Consider the following 22,998-nt stretch of genomic DNA (forward strand, 5'->3'; position numbering starts at 1 on the left):
CATGAATGATATTTTTAGAATAACAAGTATTTCGCAATTCCATGAGATTTTAAACTTACCTGCACCAGAGCACCCATTAATCAGTTTTATCAACGAAAAGGATGCGATGAGCAAACCCGATATGGACGGCTCTATGTACGGTATTCGCTTCTCATCTGATATGTATGCCATCATGTACAAAGATAAAATCAGTGGGTCAATTGGTTATGGTAGAAATTCTTATGACTTTCAAGAAGGTACTTTGATCTTCGCTAGTCCAGGGCAAGTTTTCACTTCACCCAAAAAAGAAGAACTTGAAGGCAAGGAAGGTTGGACGTTACTTTTCCACCCTGATTTATTGCTTAAATCAACACTTAGCAATAAGATAGATGCTTACTCTTACTTTTCGTATGAAGTAACAGAGGCCTTGCATTTATCAAAAAAAGAAGAGGCATTTATATTTGGAGTTATTGAGCAAATCAAAACGGAATACTCACAGAACTTAGATATGCATAGTCAAATTCTCATTCTCTCTAATTTGGAACTACTTTTAAACTATTGTATGCGCTATTATGACAGACAATTCTTTACGAGAACGAACCTTAACCGCGATTTTGTTTCGCAGTTTAACATAGAACTGAAGCAATACTTTACATCTGATTTAATAACGGATTTGGGAGCCCCACACGCAGATTATTTTGGAGAGAAGCTAAATATGTCTACTAACTATTTGAGCGACATGCTGAAAAAGGAAACCGGAAAGGGTATAAAAGAGCACATTGATGGGTACATCATAAGACGAGCAAAAAACATACTACTCAATTCTAATAAGTCAGTGAGCGAAATAGCGTACGATCTGGGTTTTGATTACCCGCAAAGCTTTACTCGGATGTTTAAGAAGAAAACAGGAATGAGTCCACTGGATTTTAGAACTTTGAATTAAAACCCGCACACAGTCAAGTTATCATGGGTGTCGTTTTACGGGTTACCATCTTGAGGTTTGTCTTCAACTTTTCCATGAATCTCACTTCGCGGTATGGTATCCTTTTGAACTCTCGTTCTTTGGAGTATTCATTTTTTTGTCTGACTTACTTCACCACCTTGTTATGTGCTAATGCTTCGGGATTGTCCTCCGCACCTAAGGAACTTGCACCCTCTAGAAGATTGAATTATATTTAGATTAATATAGATCGTGTCCATTTTGGGTACAAAAATCAGTTAATCTCTATCCACCGGGTGACTCATCCGCTGGTCGTAGTTTAGTCATTAATCAAAAACTGTTTAGTCCAAAAGTAATCAATAATGAATAGCTTTGAATTATTTAGTTTTGGAAGTTCAGATTGTTTAAACCTAAAAGAATTTAGCCCAAAGGATGAATTCTTTATCTCAGTTGAATTTGATTTGAAGAAACAAAACGAAGAAGGAATAATGACCTTTTTCTTTTTTTTAGCAACAAAGGAAGGTTATTATAATCAACCTTATCACGATGAATTAGAACATATTATAATTGTTGAAAAATATTCATTTGAGTTTGTAAGAAGAATGCTTGACAAAAAGATAGTGAATAAGATTACTGAGTTATCAGATAAACGATTACTAGAATACCTTCACTCTATTTTTAATTTCAGCGATGATTAAAGGCTAAGTGTAAAAAAAAGATATGATTTTCTATTGAATTGTAGCTCGGATGGAATGTTATAGAATTCATGAAAACGATAGAATTTGATATTCTAGGTTGTAACAGATCAAAAATTGAAAAAAGCATTAAGTTAGTGGTAAAATTGGTAGGTTATTGCATCACCAAAAGAATTAAAAAAATAAAAGGCTTGTGGCTATTAAGTAGATGAAAGGTAAGCTCTTTGAAATGCTTTTTAGCTGAATCATTATCCATAAGCAAATTTAACTATGGGACTATTTGACTTATTCAAAAGAATAAGAAATAGAATTCAAAATCGTAGGACAAGTAAAATACAACCCTCCTTTCAAAGAAGAGTTTGACGAAGAGTAGAAATAATAAGATAGATGAAAAACAAAGTACCAAGGGTATACGAAAAAAAATATAAGAAATACATAGGTAAATTATACCAAGAAGAGCAGACCAAAATAAATAGGACAAAGAAAAAGAATTGTAGAATAATTAACACCACTTTTTTTCTGAGTTTTATACCTTTAATTCTCTCGTTATTTTTATATGAAGACACTTTTATTGACGTGAAGATAATCTTAATAGTATATACTTTTTTTGGGTTGATTTCTGCATATATAAGTTCAAATTTTTTCAATAATTCAGAAGTTTATAAATCACTTTTTTATAAGCTATTTATTAATTTCATATGTGCTGGCAGTTTATTTTCCTTTTCATTATTAGGTATAAATTATTTATCCTTTAAAAATAAGTTAGTTGAAAAACAATTTACAATAATAAGAAAAGGTTCAAAGGCAGGAGCAACTCAAGTGGAACGGACACCAACTGTAGATATTAATCACCATGGTATTATTAAGTCAATATCATTTTCTCCTAAAGATGCAGAAAAGGTGAAAGGTGCGATACATATTAAGTTAACTTTACAAGAAGGAAATTTAGGGTTTGATTTTATTAAAAGTAAGAAAATCATTTAAATATCAACCCAATAATTAAAAATGAAATACAAATTAACAAAGACACATTTATAATTAAACGTTAGTTTGCGTGAGCAATTAATTCAAATAGAAAAATGTATCAAAAGAAAAGACAAAACTATAAAAGCAAATTTGATTTAATAAAAGATAAGGATGAAGAAATATTATGGGAAGATAAACCTGTATTCTTACCATTTATCTCAGTTGGTATACTTCAAATAACCTTAGGTTTATTAATACCCCTAATAATAGTATTAATTAATTACATAGGAAAGTTTGATTTAGATTATGAATCCTATCATTGGAATGTGTTAATAATTTTTGGTATTCAGTTTCTATTTGGTTTATACCAAATATTCTATAACATATTTAATTACTCTAATACATCATTTGCCTTCACAAATAAAAGAGTAATGTTTAGTTCAGGCTACTCTTTTGTTGATTTCAAAACCATAGATTATGATAATATCTTAGAATTAGAAGTTAAGGCTAATTTTATAGAGAAAATGTTTAATGTTGGAACTATACGATTTTTCAATGGTAGAACTAAACATGATGAAGGGAATACTACAAAACTTTATGATGAGTGGAATTCTATAAAAGACGTTTTGACTGTTTATCAGATGGTGAAACAGATTTCATTTGATTTTAAACATTCAAATAATTCAAAATTTAGTACCAACCCTAGTTATAAGATAAATAACAATTATACACAACGTTAACGCAAGCTAAAATCTACTGAAAACTTCGATCATCAGTGGAAATGTCCACTGCCCGTAGTTTAGTCATTATATTGTACTTAATCGATTATGAAAAAATACCTGATAATACTAGGTGTAGCTTTTGGTGTTTATAGAACCAATTGTCAAGACATTGAGTTTCGTTTCAAACAGAACACAGATTCTCTGGATTTATGGGAGTTTAGATTTGAAAAGGATACACTCGATAATGAGAGAATCGGATTGTTAACGCTCATAAGAAAGAAAGACATCTACTCCTCGGACAGTTCAAAAAGAATTACACCTCTTGTTAAATTCGAAATATACCCTGTGGAAATAGCAGATTCAATTGCAAAGTTTGAATCAGACAGAATAATGGAGCTTTCTTGTTGTTATCCACGTTGTGGAGCCACTCTAAAAACGACAAAAAATTTTATTTTTTGGTCTAATCCGTGGTCTATCACTGCCGCGTTAGACTGTAATGGGATTGATTACACCCGAAAGAATGCTGAATTAATTTTAGAAAAGGTAGCAAGTCAGAACTTTGATTTCATTGATGAACTCATTAACGAATTAACAATTGACGAAATAAAAAACTAAGTACATTTTAACCTAAATTACATTAAAACGTAGTTTAGAAAAAACATTGAAAAAGATAAATGAAACAAACCCGAAAAGAAACAGCGTGGAAGAAGAGTCGAAAATTTGGAGATGTAAAAGGTGGACGAAAAAGGCCAAAACTCGCTGACAATATTTTTAATCAACAGCATAATTTTCAGTCTCCAGCAGAAGGAGAAAAAACTCCAATTTTTATCGTTGATAACTCGTCTCGAGATTTGTACTTTCCAATTACCATAGATGATATAAAAGAATTTCTGAATAAGCTCCCTAAAGAACATACCGAAAACTTAACTCATATTTGGTTACGTAAAATGACTAATAAAGAGTACGAAAAAGAAGGCAGTTGTCAAGGTAGTTTTATTTGCGGAAGTGGAGTCGACTTGATTGTACTTTATCCTTTTCCAAGAGATTTAAAGATGAAATTTGGAAGTAAAAAACCATCAAATAAGACTCTGAATTGGTATTCCGCATTTGAACCTGAATTAATTCATTCAAATGGAGAATGGGTTTTGAAATGGACAGAAGAAAAGATCAAAAATTACTATTTAGAAGGTCTTCTTCTTCATGAAATAGGTCATCAAATTGATAGCATATATCAACGCTATTGGAGCCTCAATTATAAAAAACAAAAAGCTGAAAACTTCGCTGATAACTATGCTTATTATTGGGGTAATGAAATTCGGCAAGAAATAGAATAAAAAACTTTAAACGTCCGTCTTCTTTTGTCCTAGTACTTAAGTACTGTGACAAAAGTAAAGGTACATTTTATCTTATCTTTTTTATCCTACTCTTCGTTAGATTTTTATCGCGTAACTAAGGCTATGCTCTGCAAATCTGCCTTGATTAGAATAAAAAATATTAAACTAAAATCATCCCTTTTCTTCTGTCACAGTACTTATATTATTAGAATAATGTAAATGTGGTGTTTATTTAAAATGTGTAACATTTAACTTCACAAAAATCTTATACTGAATTTTTCAATATAATTGGATCAATCTTGTCAGAAGTAAGACACGGGATAGTGGCAAATTTGAAAAATTCGTAAAATTGGTTCGTTAAAAAAGGATTGAATTCTAAATGTATGTATCAAATAGTAGCTCATGTAAAACCAAAAAAAGACTCTAAATATTATAAAAATGTATTAGGAGCCTATGTTACTTGTTTTATTAATTATAAAGAAATCGATGGAGCAGTTGTTTTAACCAAACACTATATTGAAAATGAAGGTTGGGAAGAAATAGAATTGGAAGACGAATATTTCATTATTAATTCAATTGAAGATATGGTCGACTGTTACAAACAATACTATAAAGAAGTGTTTGAATATGGATATTCCCTTATTTTTAATACTTATAATAAAATTGAGGAGGATGACTAAACTCCAATCACAATTGGCGTAACCGCTCATGACGTTGTACAGCATGTGTGAAAAAATATTTGCAGGCAAATTGTGACTACACTCCATCTGCTGGCCGTAGTTTAGCCATTATATCAACAATAATTTAAAAAGAGAAAAATATTATTTACTGAAACTAAATTGGGTCTAACCACTCGCAAACCTTCCCTTCATAAAATTATCATGATTTACCTTTTAAAGATTATTATTTTAAAATTTTTCCTACTCAATATCATTTCAAATGGATTTGGTCAAGGTATAACAAATGATGTAAAACTAAATATCATTTCAGAATCAGATACTTTAACGGAACACAAACCCTTATATCTATATTTTGAAATTGAAAATCTTAGTGACAGCACTATTTACTTATCGAAAAAAGTAAAGCTTATTAGTTCTGTATACCCAAATGGAAATAATTTAGTAGAAACAGATGGAGGAACTCTTTCTATGCATATTACACCCATGAATCCCTTTGCTTCAATATGGAGTGAAGATGGATGGCATGTTAAACCAACTTCTAGAATTCAAATCTTGAAAGTAAAGCCAAATCAATCAAAACAGCTATATAAACTTGATATAGGAAGATATTTCAGAGAAATTAATCAAAAACTTGATGATGATAGTCTTAAATTCAAACCCCATCAAGAGTATGAATTGCGCTTTGAATATTACAATTATACAAAACTGAAAATAAAGGATATTTTTGTTGGAAAAACACAATTTGTAATCAAAAAAATATTTATCAAATCAATATAAAAGGTCTAAAAGAGACCATAGTTTATTAACCGTTATAAAGTCTAAGAAAATGAAAAATGGAAAAGCTAAAATCGAAAACACAATAGATAATTACTCTGTTACAATTCCTTCAAAAAAGAATTGGTTTGCTCTATTATTTGGGGTCTTCTGGTTAGTAGTCCCTTGGTATGCCGGCTTTAGAAGTACAATTACAAACTTTAGTTTTGAGCATAATGCATTTCTGATGCTTTGGTTAATTGGGTGGACAATTGGCGGAGGAATCGTAGTCTTATTACTTCTTTGGGGATGTTTCGGGGAAGAAAAATTAGAATTTGACCAACAAGAAGTGACATTTGGAAAAACAATCTTCGGAATTGGGCTCAAAAAAAAATTAATACGAAAGGAAGTAACTAACTTTAGGTTTGAGAAAATAGATAAAGGCATGTTTAATAGTAATCAATGGACGTTTTGGGGTTTAGGACCAGGCAAAATAAAGTTTGATCACGGCCTTAAAACATACTCATTTGGAATTGCCGTAGATGATGCAGAAGCAAACTACTTATCAGAAGAGTTGAGAATGAAAACGGAACAATATACCATCTGAAAACGTATCCTCACTTGCCGTTTAACAAAAAACGGCAAGTAATCATTTCTTAATGAGCATAAAAGAGATTCACTGTTATTGGTTCATTACTATGAGATTATAAATTATAAAGTCCAAAATGGATGGGATGCTCTTGAGGATTTATTTGAAGAAAAACAATTAGATTTTGTCAATCCACATAGAAAATATATGTTAGATAAGTAATATGAAAAGCACTCTATTATATCTTTTATTGTTTACTCATGCAGTAGTATGTTTGGGTCAAGAACATGACAAAAACACTCGTCAATCTATAAATAATTTAGATGAAGAAGGTTTAAAAACAGGCGTTTGGAGTAAATATAAAAAAGGGTTGTTAAAGTCAATTTCTAGTTATTCAAAAGGAAAATATAACGGATATCATATTTCGTTATTGAACGACTCAACCATTCAATCACTTTCTATTTATGAAAACGGAAATGTAAAAAGTTATTTTCTTTTTACGAGTAACAAACTTTGGAGAAGAAATCTGAATTTTGAGGCATCAAATGCATCATTTCAGGTAGATTATTATCCTAACCAATTGCCCAAAACTAGTGGAATATATACAAGAGGTAACGGTGTATTAATAGATTATTCTGAAGATGGAAAAGTAACGTCTATTAATTCTACCCAGTCACATCAAGTTGAAGGCTATTATACCAAGTTTTATAAGAATGGGCAACTCAAAGAGCATGGAATTATGAAAAATACATTTCCATGGACTATATTTTGTGTTTATGACTCACTTGGTAATAGTATTGACTTTGGAAATATCAGGAATGGCAACGGTACTTTAAAACTGTATCACAATACTGGAGAATTATATAAAATTGAAGAATATAAGAACGGTCTGTATTGGAATACAAAAAAGGTTTACGCAATTCGTAAGAAAAAACTCAATAAAGGCTCAATAAAAAACGGTAATGGAGAAGTAATCAATTATTATATGGATGGCTCCATCAAGAGTAAAACGAGTTTTGAGAAAGGCTTAAAAAATGGTGTATTTATTTCATATTACAGAAATGGTGAAGTAAATGAAATTGGTGTTTATATAAATAATAAAAAGCATAATGAATGGGAGAAGTACGATGAAAATGGAGACTTAGAGACCAAATATTTATATGAGAATGGTGAAGTGAAAGTAATAGGATGTGCTGATTAAACACTCCCCTACTCCAAGTTTTGGCAGGTATACCTTCGCTTTTAAAACTTATTTTTGAAGGCATTTAAAATAAAAACTGAATGTACATAGTTAGAGTAATTGGAACTTTAATAATAGGCCTCATATTAATTAAAATAACTTACCACTTCAAGTACTCGACTTTTATTTTTGACTTGATAACTTTTGGTGGTTTTTTAATTATTGGAGTGCTCTTTTTGATGTGGTCGCTATTTACTGACATCAAACATTTTCGAAGCGAAAAGAAAATATTTTTGCTTTTACCCGTTGGCTTATCAATAGTTTTTGGCTCAATAGTTTTAATATGGAATGTTCAGATCAATACCACTTTTGATAAACCGACACTTGTACGCATATTTTATGATGGTGACTACAATGGAACAGGCATCGACTTTAAAACGGATGGCTCTTATATATTTAATAATTCGAGTCTTGGGCTAAGTGAGTATAGATATGGCACTTATAAAATCAACGATAACACAATTGTCATTGATCAGAAAAACCTTGAAAAGGTAGTTTTGACCAACAAGCTCGAAATTAGAACAGATACTGTAGCATATTTAGATCATTCAGTAGCTCATAAGTACGTTTATCAGATAGATAAAAGTGGGGAAATTTTAGTAAATGCTACAATATTTAGATTAATCGTTGACAACAGAAATAAATACTTTGTAATAAATAAAAAACATTGAGTTAGCAGTGAAAATTGGCAGGTTTTAACTTAGAAGCAACCCTGCCAAAAATTTAAAGGTTATCTATGCAAGCGATTAAAATATCTTCAACTCCTCGGCTTTTGAGCTCGGTAAGCACCTGCAACCAAAAGTTTGCACCTTCGTTTTCGCAAGATATATATCCCAATCAACTCTTTTCCGATTATAACTGAAAACGCTCTTAGTATTAAATACATTGTAAACTCAATTATAGTCAACTTTCAATCGCCTTTTTACAAGTTGTCTATGATCTACATTCAAGCTTCCTTCTTCTTCATTCTTATCTTAGTACTTATTTATAAATAATCATCCAATTGATAGATATTGATATTAAAAAAAGGCATAGCACGAGCTATACCTTTTAGTTGGAATTTAATAAACTATTTGTTAATCAATTACTAACCTCATTGATTGATCAATCATCTTTATTAGATATATCCTCAGTTCTAAATGAGTTAGAGTAATAGTCTGTTCTAGTATAATATCTTTTTGATTTTTAGGGATTGACAATTATAAAAACTGTTTCAGTATACTCATTCCATAAAATGAAAATCTCCCAATTACATTAATTCGTATAGGAGTAATTTCAGCTGGATTTTCAGATTACAGAACACAATTCCATATAGCATTTGATGATCACTCAATTCTTTAATAAGAGCTGAGCAGGAAGAGTATAGTTAATGTGTAATACAGAGATCAACAACATTGTACATTGTTGAGCCATTAAATTCATATCATAATAATTTTGATTCTAGTTCATTTATAGAAAATGATTTTTTATTTAAACACAGAAAAGCTTGCTTCTTCAATTATGAGTACAATATACTGCAATGCTCATTGATTATTCAACTTGTCTTTTCACTAATTTCAGACATTAACCTTTATTAAATATAATCTGTATTATAAATTTTACTATTCAATGAAATACTTGTACTATATTGATTATTAATGAATTACACTTTCACCGTTATTTTTCATTATTCCATAATTTAGAGATTAGACAACTGTACCCGTTCAACTGCATTTCATTATTTAGCACTAAATACAAATTCAAAATTATCTAAACTATTTATTGTTTTGCGATTACTTCGTTCAAAAACTTTTAATAGAACCACTATTAATACATTTTTTGGCGTTGTACTCACAAAACATAAATTAGAATTAACTGTGATTTATTTTTGACTTAGTACTTAGCCAAAAATACTTCTAGTTATTTTGAGTAAGTGATACATCAAGGCAAGCTACACCTAACATAACAACACATACACTGTATTTTAGAATTATAATACATACAATCTCCAATTTTGTTTGAAGCTTTTTCTCCTTATATAAAGGGTGATTAAGACGATAAATTATTCTCCAAAATCGATATCAAAATCAGAAATAACGTCCATTGGAGTGTTAGCTTCAGTAGCTGAATTATTTGATAATGAAATAAAAATCGAATTATTAATTTTAATATCAATAAGATGCATACCATGATTAACAGTCTCCAATTCTTTAATAAGCTCATCATTATAACACTTCAATAAAACGATATTAGTGCCTATTTCAGAAATGTATTGAGTGGCTTTTTCTAAGTCATTTTTGATTAAATCACATAAAAAATCATTCCCTTGCTTTAGGGTTGTGGCAGCTTCCTGCCTTGCCCTTTTCCCTTTTTTAGTCAGAAAAAAAACATTGAATTCATTCAGACCAAATGATCTTTTGAAATAACCTGCTTTCCTTAATTCTTTATAAACCAATTGTGATTTGAAACCGTCACTATTTCCGCCTTCTTTGAGGACTTTTCGTAGTAATGCCCGCAACTGATATTCATAATCCCCACCTTGAAAGGCTTGGATAAATAAATATTGATGATAGCTGTAGTCGTGTTTATCAAAGTTGATGCCCCTTGTGACATAAGTATACTCTCTCGCTTCAGAACTAGTGGCATGGGGAAGTCTCATTTCTTTATGAATGGTCAATATGCCTTTCAAAACAAGATCAATAAAACTGTACCTCAGGAGTGTTTTTCCCGAAATGCTTTTGGGTTGTGTAAGCATCAATAGTTGTGCTGGAGTGAAGTCTGTTAAGCTCATAAATAGTAATGATTAGGTTAAGTTATTGTTGTTCTTTTTCTAAGATCTTTATGACCCGGTTATATTCTACTTCTGACAAATTCCAATTGTAACCGTTAAAATCTACCGTATTTGTAAATTGAATGACCACTGCATCAATAGCTTTATGATATTTTGCAATGGTCTGATAGCCTGGAATTAAGCCTGTATGTTCATAAACGTAAATGGAAGAATAAATATCTTGTTCTTCCCTGTCTTTAAATATTGATCCATCATTCAGAGCCCTGATAAAGGTGCCTAAATCATCAGCAGTAGCCAACATTGAGCCCATATCATTTGTTTTCAAATCAGGTTCATATCCAACATAATAACCGCTCATTACATCATCAATATTGACATCTTTAATTGAGGAAAAGGTATTGTTTAGATTCAAAGGGTCCAGAATTTCTTTTTTGATGTATTTGGCACTACTATATCCCAAAACTTCATCCATAATATGGGCCAGCAACAGATAGTTTGTATTACAATATTCGTAGCTTTTCCCTGGAGCAAAATTTGCTGGCTGGTCCAAAATCAATGCAATATTCTCTTCATAAGTAGACTTGGGATCTAACCAATAGTCTTTTGTGTTGGTGAAGTTTGGAATACCACTTCTATGCTGTACCATCAGACGTAAAGTTATTTTATCCGCATACTCAATTCTCTCTTTTAACTCTGGAAGGTAAAATGCCAATGTTTGGTCTAGTGAAAGTTTACCGCTTCTTACCAATTTAGCAATGGCTAATGCATTGTAAAGCTTACTTACACTCGCTATTTTAAACAATGCATGTGGATCCGCGGGAATATTTTGTGCTTTATTTTTTGTCCCTGCTGCATAAAATGCTGGCGCCTTTCCTTTTTGGTCTACATACACTATAATACCATCAAAACCCATTGGAATTGCTTCTTCAACCTGCTCTTGTACAGTATCAGGAAGAGGTTTTATCCATGCGGTTAGTATTGGCCAAGGTACATAGTAGAGTGAAATTGCGGTTCCTACAAAAAGTATTATCCTTAAGATGAGTATTCCTCTTTTGTTTTTCATTATAGATTGAAGTAAACAGAACGTTGATGAATTATTTAATCATTTGGGTTTCCCAGCCGTCGTAATTTCCCTCCAAAGCATTGGCAATTTGCATCAACTCCAAAGTGATTTTATTAATTGAATCGATCTTTACATACGTATCATCCTGTACAATCAATTGGAAATTTCCATTCTTATGCTTTCCTTTTTTCTTTATTGTAAAACCCTTATTCTCTAACTGCTTTATGCAGGTTTGCATGTTCTTTTTTTCAGAAAAATAAAACCAATGGTCTACTTCTCTTTTTTGTGATAAATCATCCCCCTCTTGTATCAAACTCATGACAATTTTACGGTTTGTCATATCGTTCATAATGTACTTATTGGGGTATAAAAATTTAATGTAGCCTTCCCAATCTTTATCAAATCTTATATTCAGATAATAGTCTTGACCTTCAGCTACTTTACGATAGGCATTTTCTAGAATTGCATTTACACCTACAGTATCACCAATGTATATATATTGTAATCTCTCTTTATTGTGAGTGAAAGTCCCTGCTGGGATAATATCTCTGTCTTTTTTGAGTGCTTCAATTATATAATCCTCAATTTTATATAAAACATCAAAATCAGTTGGAAAACCGTCTGCTCTTTCGGTTTTATATTTTGGACCTGTTATCACAACAAATGGTTTTGAAGTAATTGGAGCCGAATTTATCAAGTCCATCCTTAAAGTAACACTACCTGGCATGTTATTTTCGTAAGACGCCAAATAGGTATCCCACATTTCAGGCTGTGTTTGGCCAAAAGAAATGATAGGTAGTAATAGAATTAATATCGGAATAAGATATAATTTCATAAGTGCAGTAATGTTTGTAATAGTTGCTTTTTAAAATGATGCCCAAGTTAAAAAACTCTACTGATTTAAACTAATAACAACCGGTTACTAAAAAACTAAGCTACTCACCAACAATAAGTTTAATAATGGGCTTTAATAGCTCTTGTCTATAATCTTCATTATAATCGCAGTTTCCCAAAACAACAGCACCACTATTCTTTTCTGGGACCATTAATAATAAGCTTCTAAACCCCTTATCTCCACCAAAATGCCCAATCACTTTTTGACCATTCAATTCAAATAATTGAAAACCCAGACCAATATGAGTATAGAGATCTGTAGATGGGTTTTGCATTTGCTTATATATTGAATTTTCGTCTTTCTTTAACTGTTCTAAAAAGAAAATCATCCACTTTGATAAATCATAAGATGATGCGTTGAGTGTACTACTTGGAGCATGTTCTCTAGTGTAAGGATACGTGTTACGAACCACCACCTTATCTCCTTTTTTTGTATGAGGACTGACTTTTAACTCCTCTTTTATTTGAAAATATCGAAAATCACTTTCATTCATTTCAAGTGGTTTTAATATACTTTCAGCGATATAATCTTCAAATGACTGTCCTGATTTTTTCTCTACAATAAGACCCAAGATATCATACCCTAAATTACTATACTTGTATGCTGTGTAAGGTGTAAACTTTGTTTTGAGTTTAAGACCTTCAAAATACTGATCCAAACTATTGTCCTCCTGATGATTTTTATCCCAATGATAGTTATGGATATCGGGCAACCCAGAAGTGTGATTTAATAAAGATTTCACATTGATTTCTTCTACTTTTTTGTCAGAGTAATTCAATGAAGGCAAAAGGTCCACCAATCGATCTTCTAATGAAATTTTACCATCCCCTACTAATTGTATGACTGCTTGGGCCGTCAATAATTTACTTATGGAAGCCGTGTGAAATACCGAATGATCAGTTACTTTATCAGTTGTACTAATATTTTTTACGCCATAACCTTTGGTATAGATAATTTCTCCATTTTTGACCACTCCAATACTAATTCCAGGTATTCCGTATTCAATCATTTTTGTATTCACAATCGAATCTACCTTTAAATAAAATTCATTATTTTGGGCTTGTACGATTGAAAACTGTAATAAAATGAGTGAAAAAAGTAAGAATAATTTCATCTTTAAAACTGTTGAAAAGATAATTGAATGTACCTATAAAATCTAAAGCAAACCTTTCTTTTGATTTTCAATCTGATCTATAATCTGCATAAAAATTCTACCATAACTTATGTCTGATTTTTCACCCAATCTCACCATAATGATTTCGTTTTCAGGATTGACATATAATATTTGTCCTAATATTCCGACAGCATAAAAATTGTCAGTACAGTAATTGACACGCCATTCATTGACACTCTTCGGTTTCCTTTCAACATAATAATTCTTATAGTTGTTTTCAATCGCTCCATTTACAGCACTTAATGAATCTGTGTAAGCATTTCCATTTTTATCTTCATAATCTCTACCTGATTGAGTATACCACTGATATTGATAGCAATCATTGTCCATATTGACGGTTTTGGAACGTAAGACCCATTCCTTACTCACTATTTGTTGACCTTCCCAAGTCCCATTATTCAAGTAAAGCCGACCAATTTTGGCTAGGTCTCTTGCATTGGTATTTAAACAACAAAATCCTTTTGCTGAACGGTTTTTATTATCATCCACACTCCATGAAGCGTCATATTCCATACCCATTGGTTGCCATACTTTTTGTTCCAAATATTTCCCCAGTTCCATATGAGTAGCACGTTCAACCACCATACCCAGAATTGCAGTAGAAATACTTTGGTAATCATGTACTTCACCAGGTTCATAATCAAACTTCAACTTTTTAAATTGCTTCAATTGATTTTTGCCATAATAGAGTCGTGCAATATGGGCAAAAGGATTTAAATAGGCTTCTTTAAATCTTAAGCCCGATCTCATTTCTAAGAGATCTTCAACGGTTAGTTTCTGGAAGTTGGGGTCTCCATCTTTCAATTCTGGGATATAATTGACAACAGGGTCTTTTACACTTTTGATTTTTCCTTCATCAATGGCAATTCCCACCAATAAAGAAGTAACTGATTTTGATGCTGAAAAAATATTGGAGATATCCCCTTCTTTATACCCTTTATAATAGTTTTCAAACAAGATAGTGTCCTTATGAATGACCAAAAAAGATACCGTTGCAGTCTCCTTTAGTCTTTCATCTAAGGACATCCTATCTTCATTGACATTTACAGTAAAAGCGGTAGGTTTTTCTTGAAAATGAAATGACTTTTCTCCCTTGGCTATTGCTGTATTAGTGAAAAATTTGTGATCTGTAATGTTTGCATTCAGCCGTGTAACATACCTTCCAAAATGACATGAAGTGAAAAGTATAACGCTGAGTAATAGTACAATTTTTTTATTCATTTATTTAGAGAGCTTAGTTTTTAATATATATTTAAGGAAGTTTGGCTCTTCAAATTGTGAAAATTAAATTGTAATATCAAAAAAACACAAACCTATTTAAGTACAGTGACTTCTTCTAAAATCTCATGCAAGGGTTTTACTACTATTTTACCTTCTGTAGGAATCATACCTTGCCATACCCAATTGTAATGCTCTACTACCTGCTGGGCTGTCAAATTGGGTCTTTCACCTGTAGTATGACCATCTTTCACCACCGTGATTGTATATTCTTTTGTAAGAGCAGATTGTATTGTTGATTCTACACAAAAGTCTGTTGCACAACCTGTCACATACAACTCACCCACGTTATGGCGAATCAATTCCTCCTGAAGCTTTGATTTATAAAATACATCATTGACATACTTATCAATCAAAATATCTTCTGACTTTACCTCAAGTTCATCTAAGTTTTCCCATTCTTCGGTATTTTTCTCAAACTCACCTGAGCCCGTTCCATCATGCTGAATCACAAAAACAGGGTATTTTAATGTTCGAAAGTTAGCGGATAAAGTATTAATTCTTTCTACTACACCTTTGTGGTCATATCTTGGTGTTTGTGGAGTAAAAGAACCTTTCTGCATATCAATAATGAGTAATGCTTTGTTTGTTTTCATTTAGATTTAGAGTATTTAGTTTTTACATTTAAAGCATAAGTACAAATTCAAAATTATCTAATTCTATATTTATTGTTTTGCGATTACTTCCATCAAAAAACTTTCAATAGAACCACTATTAACACGTTTTTTGGCGTTGTACTCACAAAAAATAAATTAGAATTAACTATGATTTACTTTTGACTTAGTACTTAAAGGTTTACAATTATAGTTCCAATGAGCTTTTATCTTTATGCTTAAACTCTACCCTTTTTTTCATGTCATGCTTAGTATGGTGTTCAACCTCCACATATCCTGACAAGTTTGAATCATACTTCTTCTTGTTTCTACTCTCAAACGTCATGCTATCACCCTCGTGATACTCATTTCCTTCTCCTTTAGTCCATTTAGTGATGACAGAATAATCACAGTGAAACTCATACACTTTCAGTAATAAATTATAAGTGTACACCCCTCTTTCAGTGATCACATAAAAGTCATCGCAACCTTCATAATACCCTCCGTGCTCATTACGTTCGTACTTCTTTTCAGTCTCATTTAGGTAGATATGATCAAGATAGAGTTTATCACCGCGGACTACTTTGGATTCAAAAATTTTAAAAGTGTCTTGAGCAAATGTACTCACTGAAGTAAATAGGATAATTGTTAATAATAAGGATTTCATAATAATTTACTTTTGACAATCGCGTAAAAAAAATGATTTAATTGAAGACCCACAAAATTAAAGAGATCCAATTAATGTGTTAAATCAAGTTTCATAACAATCCATAATACGATGTAAATCAATAGAAAATACCCCATCTACAAGAAAATTTATGTCCCCTTTTTTAAGTATCAATATTTAAGTACTAAGACAAAAGTAAACGAGTGTTTTGTCATAGTGCTTCGTTATTCTTCCTTTTTTAGTAAGGCATTTACTTTGGGTTGAATTTCCCAAATTCCATAAGGGAAAAAACATATTCTATAAAATTCCAAAAGAGTATCAATAAGATGGACCTCTCTTTGTAATTCTATTGTCGTTAGTGTTTTGGCCACAAAATACATTGCATACAGGCTACTGGCAATGGAGATAGGAAATAAAAAGACTGAAATGGTTTTCCAAATGTCTATAAAATTCACTGCTCTTAACAAAAACATCTCATTAAAAATCGTCACAATACTAAATAAAAAGTATAGAAATGGGAGCAGTAAGCAAAATGAAAATAACCCTACATTCCTATTAACACCATTTGATATTAATTTTTGAAATCTAAAACCTACAGATGCAAGCCATCCATAAAAAACTACAATACATACTATTAAAATAAAAGGTATATACTTTATTAAATCATAAAATCTGAAAGCATCAATCTCTAGACCTAGAGTTGCTTCAAGAAATAAATATACAAGGAAGCGGATTTTCAAGAGGATTAGAATTCCATACATCATCAAGAAGATTTGCCAATGTTTCGCTCTTAATAGTATTTTCATTGTTCTTTATTTGATTAATAAGTAATAAGCCAAAAATAAATGGTAATTAATTCTTGATTATTTTTTCTGAGTACAACGCTGAAAAACGTATAAATAGTGGTTCTATTTAAAGTTTTTTAAAGGCAGTAATCAGAAAAAATAATATGAATTAGTGTTATTTAATTTTGTCTTATTGTTTAACATTAAAGAACCTCAAAAATTAAGTATTACCAAATAAAAGCCCCATCAATTCAATAATTAATGGGGCATTGGTACATTGTAAATTAAATAATAGTCGACTTTTTTACAAGTTGTCTATGATCTACTTTTAAGCTTCCTTCTTCTTTATTTTTGCCTTAACATAAAAACGAAGCAAAACAGGCAAGGCTTAGAAGTCAAAAACTAAGTTCACAATGTATTTGAGCCTTGGAAAAGAAATTAGAATCTCTGTTTATGTTGTTTTACGGTTTTTACCATTTTAGCAAAAGATTTTCCTTTCTTCCTTTTTTCTGCCTCAGAACTCGCGTAATGTTCTTGTTCCCTGTGCAGTTTGAGGTAGTTTTCATAAGCTTCTTCTGAAATATCTCCATCATTTACTGCTTGAATTACTGCACATCCTTTCTCATGTTGATGAGTACAGTCAGAAAACTTACAGTGTTCTGATAATTCCATAATCAACGGGAAAGCATCTTCAAGTGCATTGTCTGAAGAGGTTAATCCTACTTCACGAATACCAGGATTGTCAATCAAAACACCTCCATCTGACATCACAATCAATTCACGATGTGTTGTGGTATGTTTTCCTCGATTGGTACCAGAACCTATTTCCAATGTCAGCATTTTCTCTTCACCCAAAAGAAGATTCACTAATGTAGATTTACCAACTCCTGAAGAGCCTAAAAAGCAATAAGTCTTGTCATGCTCAATCTTTGACTTCAATTGTACGATACATTCCTCATCTTCAGTTCTTGTTATTAAAAGGTCCAATGCTGGAAAACGGTCTAAGATCTGAATTTTATAAGCTTGAAGCTCTTCGGCTGTGACTAAATCTGCTTTACTCAAAATAAGGATTGGTGTAATACCAGCATCATAGCACAATACCGTGAAACGTTCCACCCGGTTTAGATTAAAATCTCTATTAGCTGAAAAAACAATAAAAGCTGTATCAATATTAGAAGCGATGTATTGTGCCTCGCCATCTCTACCGATCGCTTGTCTTTTTAAGGTGTTATTTCTGTAAACAACTTGCTGTATTAATGCTTTTCCTTCATCAAAAGGCATCATTTGTACCCAATCCCCTACCATGGGAAAATCAGATCGATCTTCAGCTGTAAAACGTAGATGTCCCATTACTTCTGCTTCGAAGATCCCCTCTTCATTTTGGATTACATAACGTTCTTTGTGCTCTGAAATAACACGTGCCCACTCATCTCTATTTAACTGTGAGTGAGTTGAATATATATATGAATTGAACCCTAATTGTTCAAGTGTGATTGTTTTCAATGTATTAGAATTATATGACTTTTGATTTAATTTATCTGAATTTCAGATACAAAAAACCGACAGGTACTTTGGAGTACCTTACATATTTATGGTAAGAAGAAAGCACCTGCCGGACTAAGCGGAGATCAAGTGCACCATAGGTGAGTTATATGTAAAATTTGTTGTCATACAATACAAATATGATAGATTATATGTTCCTTTCCAAAACGGTATAACACTTCGAAAAACTTATTAAGAAAAAAGTGAAAAGCTACAAGCTCTATATAAGCACTCAGAAGCCTTATCTATTGAAATAATCTGTCAAAATATTGATCCCAAAGTTCTTGATGTTCTAAAGTTGGGAAGTTATACTTTGTACTACTCGCCACCATCAAAGAAGTAAAATAAACAGTGCCTTCAATAAACTCTTTGTCATCATGGACATCACCCCTAAAATCCTGGCATAAGGAATGAAACATTTCATGTACAATAAGTTGACATTCCATATGTTCAATACCAATTTTAGTACTTGAAGGATTGATTTTTATATCTCTCATTACATTAGATTGACCATGAATATAAGAAGCCAAACCAGAGTCCCATTGTATTTTCACTCTCTTATTCCTGAAGGTATAATTTCTCTTGTCTGCTTCTATAATAAAACGTTCTACATGTTTATGAAATATAGGAATGAGATCATCCGATGCATATTCAACAACGAGGTTTCTGGGAGAAACATCCATATCAAAGTAAGCACATGAGTTTAGAATAAACATCGGTAATAAAATGACAGTATTGAGTTTAATTCGGGTAAGTAAGGAAGTCATTATAACTTTGTTTAGGTTTAATCTAACCTAAAAATAACAGCTTAATATTAAATTAGCAAATATTTAATATTTAATTGTAATTTTTCAAGCTATAAGAAATTCCTTACTTTTTATTTTTTCTTAATGACCTGGCTCCCAAATCAAACGGCAGAAAGCACTTAATCTTTCGTTTTCTCTTGCTACAGGAATACCCGCTACAATACCAATTAATAAATTATCAGCCAATGCCACTCTCATTTGTGGTCTAATGGTCATATCAAAATCTTGATGCTCAAAAGTTTGGTTAAATTCTACACCAATAAAATTGGTGGTACCTGGAATCATATAATGCACACTGGGGTTAAACTCAAAAGAAGTTTCTAATCCTGATTGGTTAAAAATTTGTTCAATCTTAGGACCAGTATAAATTAAGGAGTGAAAATTTTGCCCCCATCTTTTCGCAATGACGAAAAATGGATTATATAAATTCCCTCTGACTAAAGGATTACCAAACTGTTTAAAATCAGACAATAGAATTTCATTGATATAACCTAATGCCATGGTCATAGCCATCTTCTCACTCACAAAGAAACTCCACTGTGTTGCGAGCTTTAAACTTTCCAGGCGATCAGCAGGAATTGAGTCTGAAGAAACTCCTTTTTGAGGAGCATAAAATGTGAAAGGTAACTCTACCTCAAAACCCAAACGGTTGATCGGTGCCCATTCATATTCTACCAATGCCTCGTATTTATCATAGTCTAAATTATCAACCAATTCCACACCCACGTTCCATTCTTTTTCACCTTTACGTGCACCTAGATCTCGGATTAAGTCAATGTAAAGAGGCTCAGCATGAAGTACTTTTGCTGGGAGAGTTTTGTCTTGATAATTTTCTATAAATAAGCTATCGATTTCTCTTTTCGTCTTTAGTTCATGCTGTTGTGCAAAAACACACAGAGAAGTCAATAAACTAATAAATATTGCCAATGCAATTTTTTTGATTGTCATGAGGATAAAGTAAATAAACAGATGTTAGATTTAGAAATACTGTTGTGATTTGATTTTTCAAGCACAATACTAATATAAGTACTAAGACAAAAGTATTTAATATTAATTCTAATTATTGTTTTAGCACTAAATTGATAATAAGGTTCATCAAATCACACCCGCAAATATAATTATAGAAAATAATGTAGGGTTTGTTATATAAAAAATGCCGAAAATTTAGATTAAATCTTCGACATTTGGCTTATCTAGTATTTTATCATCAACTACTTTTCACTCAACATTTCATCCAATAAGGACATTGAAACCTTATATACCTCGTATTTACCTCTTTTTTCTTCTGGTAAATGGATCTGAGATGTAGTGAAGTAAATTTCCCTTTCCAAATTTTTGGCAAATGAATCTGCCCATCGGATTCGCGAATCTTCTAAAAGGCGAATTAATTTCCCCTCTTTTGTATATATATTAATACCGTTGGTTTCTAATCCCCCCAACCAAAGGTTTCCTTTTCGGTCAAACAACATTCCATCTGTTGCTGGAACCTCTGCCACTTTTTCAACACTTTCCTGTACCTTCTGTTCTGTTGCATTACTATCCAAAAGTACGGATGTATTCACCTTATATAAAGTGTGTGAAGTAAGTGCAATAAAATACAACTCTTTGTAATCTGGAGTCAATGCTATACCATCTGAAGCCACTGAATTTTCCCATTTGATGCCATCACATATTAAATGATCCAGTTCAGATTGAACACTATTATGCCCCGTCAATAAACGTTTAGATGTTCCAGTTGCAAGGTCTAATACAATGATTCCACCAATTCCAGAATCAGTGATATAAGCCACTTCTCTTTCGATGTCAATTCTAACATCGTTGTAGTACGAATTCGTAAAATAGTTCTCTTTTGGAAAGTCATACGATCTAATCAATTCATCTGTTTTAAGATCAAAAGCATACAAAACGGGTCCATTCTCTACTACTCCCTTAAACTGTTTATTGAAAGTGTCTAATACCCAAAGTCTGTTTTTGGCATCACAAACCACACTCTGAACTCCGTAGAAAGAAAAATCTCCTCTTTTGGTATTCCACATTTCCGAAGGATAAGGGCGTGGTTTTCCATCTACAATTTCAGCAACCGAATAAGTTATACTATCGGTCCATGTAGGATAATTGACAAAAACTCTATTGTTTTTACTTACGGCAATTCCTGTCCATTGCTCAGCAGATTGAGCCACTAATGTTAGAGGGTCTTGCTCTTTTATTTCATTTGATTTTTGACAACCGATTATAAACTGGAGGCAAAAAATTAGATTTAGAATAAGATATTTGATATTCATTTATTTAATATGAGATGAAGTAACAGGTACTAAAAAGTAACTAAGTATTTTGTTTTATTTTATAAACAAAGCTATAAAACTTCAGATGATTCTTAAAATTTGTATAGTGCAAAATGTACTTTTTAGGAAGTGTTTAGAAATGTATATAATACAATTTTGTTAATTATGTAATGCGGTATATAACAAAGTGAACTTTTAATTCACTCCAAATTTTTTCAAACGAATGTAGGATAATTTCTCCTTTTACTAAAAAGGTAATTCTTCCTCCTTGAAAAATTGTGGATAGTCGTTTTTAGATGTAATTATTTTAATATCGCAAATTACACTTTCTTCGTTTACATCTTTGGCTCTGCAGTAAGAAATCAGACCTTCTTTTCCTTCATCAACCAACAATTTATTTCCTGCATTGATAGGATAATTTATAGCGGTCGCAATCGGTTTAACAACGCCTAAAACCCTTTCTGAGCGAGAAAAATAACTTAATACAAAACGTGTATCATCTGAGGTTGTATCTTGGATAAGTACTACTCTATTAGACAAGCTAGCCAACACTTTACACGCTTCTATATACTTATATTCGTCATATATAATTTCAGGTGGAAAAGGAGAAATAACAGCAATCAAGTTGGAATGGAAAATGTCATTATCCGGGAGGTAAACCTGATCAATTCCTGAAGAGACTACCTCCACATAAAAAGAGTCTTTGGAGTCTTTGACAATAGAAGAAACACCTCTCTGATGCATAATATTCAAGGTTATCTCATCTTCATCACTAAACTCTGTAATCTTTTGACTGATGATTTGTCCATGTTGATCAGGATTTTTTGTACCTATAATTCCAACACTGTATTCATTTAAAATCTCTTGATTTCCTGCCACATATAATACTGGCCAAAGCTCACTTACCTTTAAAATATTCTGAGGATAATGCTCATTCAAAAATGAAATAGGTTGAATTGAATACTTCTTGCAATTGTCTAAAATTTCAGAAGCGATAGCAATCCCTTTTTCTATATCTTCTATTGTAGTTTTATTAATTCTCTTCGTTTCCTCTAGGATAAGTGTGATAGCCTCTCTCACAGAGGACGTATTTTTTTCTGCATCGCTTAATGCTTTTGCATTTCTGAAAAGAAACTTTGGACCAAATCCACGAATATTTAATATTGACAAAATAAGAAATTCTATCATTTTTCCAAGATTATTAATGAAGCATTGATTATAATGTAATATTACGGCGAAAATTTA

Annotated in this window: 24 protein-coding genes and 1 pseudogene; 11 read left to right on the top strand and 14 right to left on the bottom strand. The window is 31.8% G+C overall.

What is annotated here, in order from left to right; all coding sequences use genetic code 11:
• The first annotated feature begins 1 nt into the window (after position 1).
• The 11 genes from AVL50_RS09400 to AVL50_RS09450 all read left to right on the top strand — a co-directional run bounded on the left by AVL50_RS09400 (position 2) and on the right by AVL50_RS09450 (position 8,569).
• The gene (locus AVL50_RS09400) at positions 2-922 is read left to right on the top strand and encodes an AraC family transcriptional regulator (RefSeq protein WP_062616242.1); all 921 of its coding nucleotides are present in this window, start codon (positions 2-4) and stop codon (positions 920-922) included.
• A gap of 359 nt (positions 923-1,281) precedes the next feature.
• Positions 1,282-1,617 carry a hypothetical protein gene (locus AVL50_RS09405; RefSeq protein WP_062616243.1) on the top strand — a complete coding sequence of 112 codons (336 nt, stop codon included), beginning with the start codon at positions 1,282-1,284 and terminating at the stop codon, positions 1,615-1,617.
• A gap of 384 nt (positions 1,618-2,001) precedes the next feature.
• Positions 2,002-2,598 (top strand): hypothetical protein, encoded by a 597-nt coding sequence (locus AVL50_RS09410; RefSeq protein ID WP_062616244.1) that lies wholly within the window; start codon positions 2,002-2,004, stop codon positions 2,596-2,598.
• A 95-nt stretch (positions 2,599-2,693) separates the two neighbouring features.
• Positions 2,694-3,320, top strand: a complete 627-nt coding sequence (locus AVL50_RS09415; RefSeq protein ID WP_062616245.1) for a PH domain-containing protein — start codon at positions 2,694-2,696, stop codon at positions 3,318-3,320.
• Between the two features lie 87 nt (positions 3,321-3,407).
• Complete coding sequence (locus tag AVL50_RS09420; RefSeq protein ID WP_062616246.1) at positions 3,408-3,917, top strand: hypothetical protein; 510 nt, start codon at positions 3,408-3,410, stop codon at positions 3,915-3,917.
• A gap of 59 nt (positions 3,918-3,976) precedes the next feature.
• Positions 3,977-4,636, top strand: coding sequence for a hypothetical protein (locus AVL50_RS09425; protein WP_062616247.1), 660 nt, complete (start codon positions 3,977-3,979; stop codon positions 4,634-4,636).
• A gap of 383 nt (positions 4,637-5,019) precedes the next feature.
• A complete protein-coding gene (locus AVL50_RS09430) occupies positions 5,020-5,316 on the top strand; it encodes a hypothetical protein (RefSeq protein ID WP_062616248.1) in 297 nt (98 codons plus the stop codon).
• 201 nt (positions 5,317-5,517) lie between these two features.
• The gene (locus AVL50_RS09435) at positions 5,518-6,093 is read left to right on the top strand and encodes a hypothetical protein (protein WP_062616249.1); all 576 of its coding nucleotides are present in this window, start codon (positions 5,518-5,520) and stop codon (positions 6,091-6,093) included.
• 49 nt (positions 6,094-6,142) lie between these two features.
• Complete coding sequence (locus tag AVL50_RS09440; protein WP_062616250.1) at positions 6,143-6,676, top strand: hypothetical protein; 534 nt, start codon at positions 6,143-6,145, stop codon at positions 6,674-6,676.
• 205 nt (positions 6,677-6,881) lie between these two features.
• Entirely contained in the window at positions 6,882-7,859 is a 978-nt protein-coding gene (locus AVL50_RS09445; protein ID WP_062616251.1) for a toxin-antitoxin system YwqK family antitoxin, read from the top strand.
• Between the two features lie 218 nt (positions 7,860-8,077).
• Positions 8,078-8,569: a hypothetical protein gene (locus AVL50_RS09450; RefSeq protein ID WP_157491236.1), complete on the top strand. Its 492-nt coding sequence runs from the start codon at positions 8,078-8,080 to the stop codon at positions 8,567-8,569.
• 55 nt (positions 8,570-8,624) lie between these two features.
• Here AVL50_RS09450 and AVL50_RS32935 read toward each other — a convergent pair.
• The 14 genes and pseudogenes from AVL50_RS32935 to AVL50_RS09515 form a co-directional block, all read right to left on the bottom strand.
• Positions 8,625-8,735 (bottom strand): annotated as a pseudogene (locus tag AVL50_RS32935) (transposase); the annotation flags it as partial.
• 1,204 nt (positions 8,736-9,939) lie between these two features.
• On the bottom strand, positions 9,940-10,668 hold the full coding sequence (locus tag AVL50_RS09455; RefSeq protein ID WP_062616253.1) for a hypothetical protein: 729 nt from the start codon (positions 10,666-10,668) through the stop codon (positions 9,940-9,942).
• 22 nt (positions 10,669-10,690) lie between these two features.
• Positions 10,691-11,731, bottom strand: coding sequence for a serine hydrolase (locus AVL50_RS09460; protein WP_062616254.1), 1,041 nt, complete (start codon positions 11,729-11,731; stop codon positions 10,691-10,693).
• 31 nt (positions 11,732-11,762) lie between these two features.
• The gene (locus tag AVL50_RS09465; protein ID WP_062616255.1) at positions 11,763-12,566 is read right to left on the bottom strand and encodes a DUF695 domain-containing protein; all 804 of its coding nucleotides are present in this window, start codon (positions 12,564-12,566) and stop codon (positions 11,763-11,765) included.
• Positions 12,567-12,666: 100 nt separating this feature from the next.
• Positions 12,667-13,740 (bottom strand): serine hydrolase, encoded by a 1,074-nt coding sequence (locus AVL50_RS09470; RefSeq protein ID WP_062616256.1) that lies wholly within the window; start codon positions 13,738-13,740, stop codon positions 12,667-12,669.
• A 42-nt stretch (positions 13,741-13,782) separates the two neighbouring features.
• Positions 13,783-15,021 (bottom strand): serine hydrolase, encoded by a 1,239-nt coding sequence (locus AVL50_RS09475; protein WP_062616257.1) that lies wholly within the window; start codon positions 15,019-15,021, stop codon positions 13,783-13,785.
• Between the two features lie 92 nt (positions 15,022-15,113).
• Positions 15,114-15,674, bottom strand: coding sequence for an isochorismatase family protein (locus tag AVL50_RS09480; protein ID WP_062616258.1), 561 nt, complete (start codon positions 15,672-15,674; stop codon positions 15,114-15,116).
• Positions 15,675-15,879: 205 nt separating this feature from the next.
• Positions 15,880-16,338, bottom strand: coding sequence for a hypothetical protein (locus AVL50_RS09485; RefSeq protein ID WP_062616259.1), 459 nt, complete (start codon positions 16,336-16,338; stop codon positions 15,880-15,882).
• A 224-nt stretch (positions 16,339-16,562) separates the two neighbouring features.
• Positions 16,563-17,144, bottom strand: a complete 582-nt coding sequence (locus AVL50_RS09490) for a hypothetical protein (RefSeq protein WP_062616260.1) — start codon at positions 17,142-17,144, stop codon at positions 16,563-16,565.
• Between the two features lie 417 nt (positions 17,145-17,561).
• Positions 17,562-18,626 carry a ribosome small subunit-dependent GTPase A gene (gene rsgA, locus AVL50_RS09495; RefSeq protein WP_062616261.1) on the bottom strand — a complete coding sequence of 355 codons (1,065 nt, stop codon included), beginning with the start codon at positions 18,624-18,626 and terminating at the stop codon, positions 17,562-17,564.
• Between the two features lie 284 nt (positions 18,627-18,910).
• On the bottom strand, positions 18,911-19,432 hold the full coding sequence (locus AVL50_RS09500) for a hypothetical protein (protein WP_157491237.1): 522 nt from the start codon (positions 19,430-19,432) through the stop codon (positions 18,911-18,913).
• 120 nt (positions 19,433-19,552) lie between these two features.
• On the bottom strand, positions 19,553-20,419 hold the full coding sequence (locus AVL50_RS09505) for an HAEPLYID family protein (RefSeq protein WP_062616263.1): 867 nt from the start codon (positions 20,417-20,419) through the stop codon (positions 19,553-19,555).
• Positions 20,420-20,682: 263 nt separating this feature from the next.
• Complete coding sequence (locus tag AVL50_RS09510) at positions 20,683-21,753, bottom strand: L-dopachrome tautomerase-related protein (protein WP_062616264.1); 1,071 nt, start codon at positions 21,751-21,753, stop codon at positions 20,683-20,685.
• 246 nt (positions 21,754-21,999) lie between these two features.
• Entirely contained in the window at positions 22,000-22,941 is a 942-nt protein-coding gene (locus AVL50_RS09515) for a DNA-processing protein DprA (RefSeq protein ID WP_062616265.1), read from the bottom strand.
• Positions 22,942-22,998 lie beyond the last annotated feature (57 nt).

The organism is Flammeovirga sp. SJP92, assembly GCF_001583495.1.
In the GTDB taxonomy this organism is placed as follows: Bacteria; Bacteroidota; Bacteroidia; order Cytophagales; family Flammeovirgaceae; genus Flammeovirga.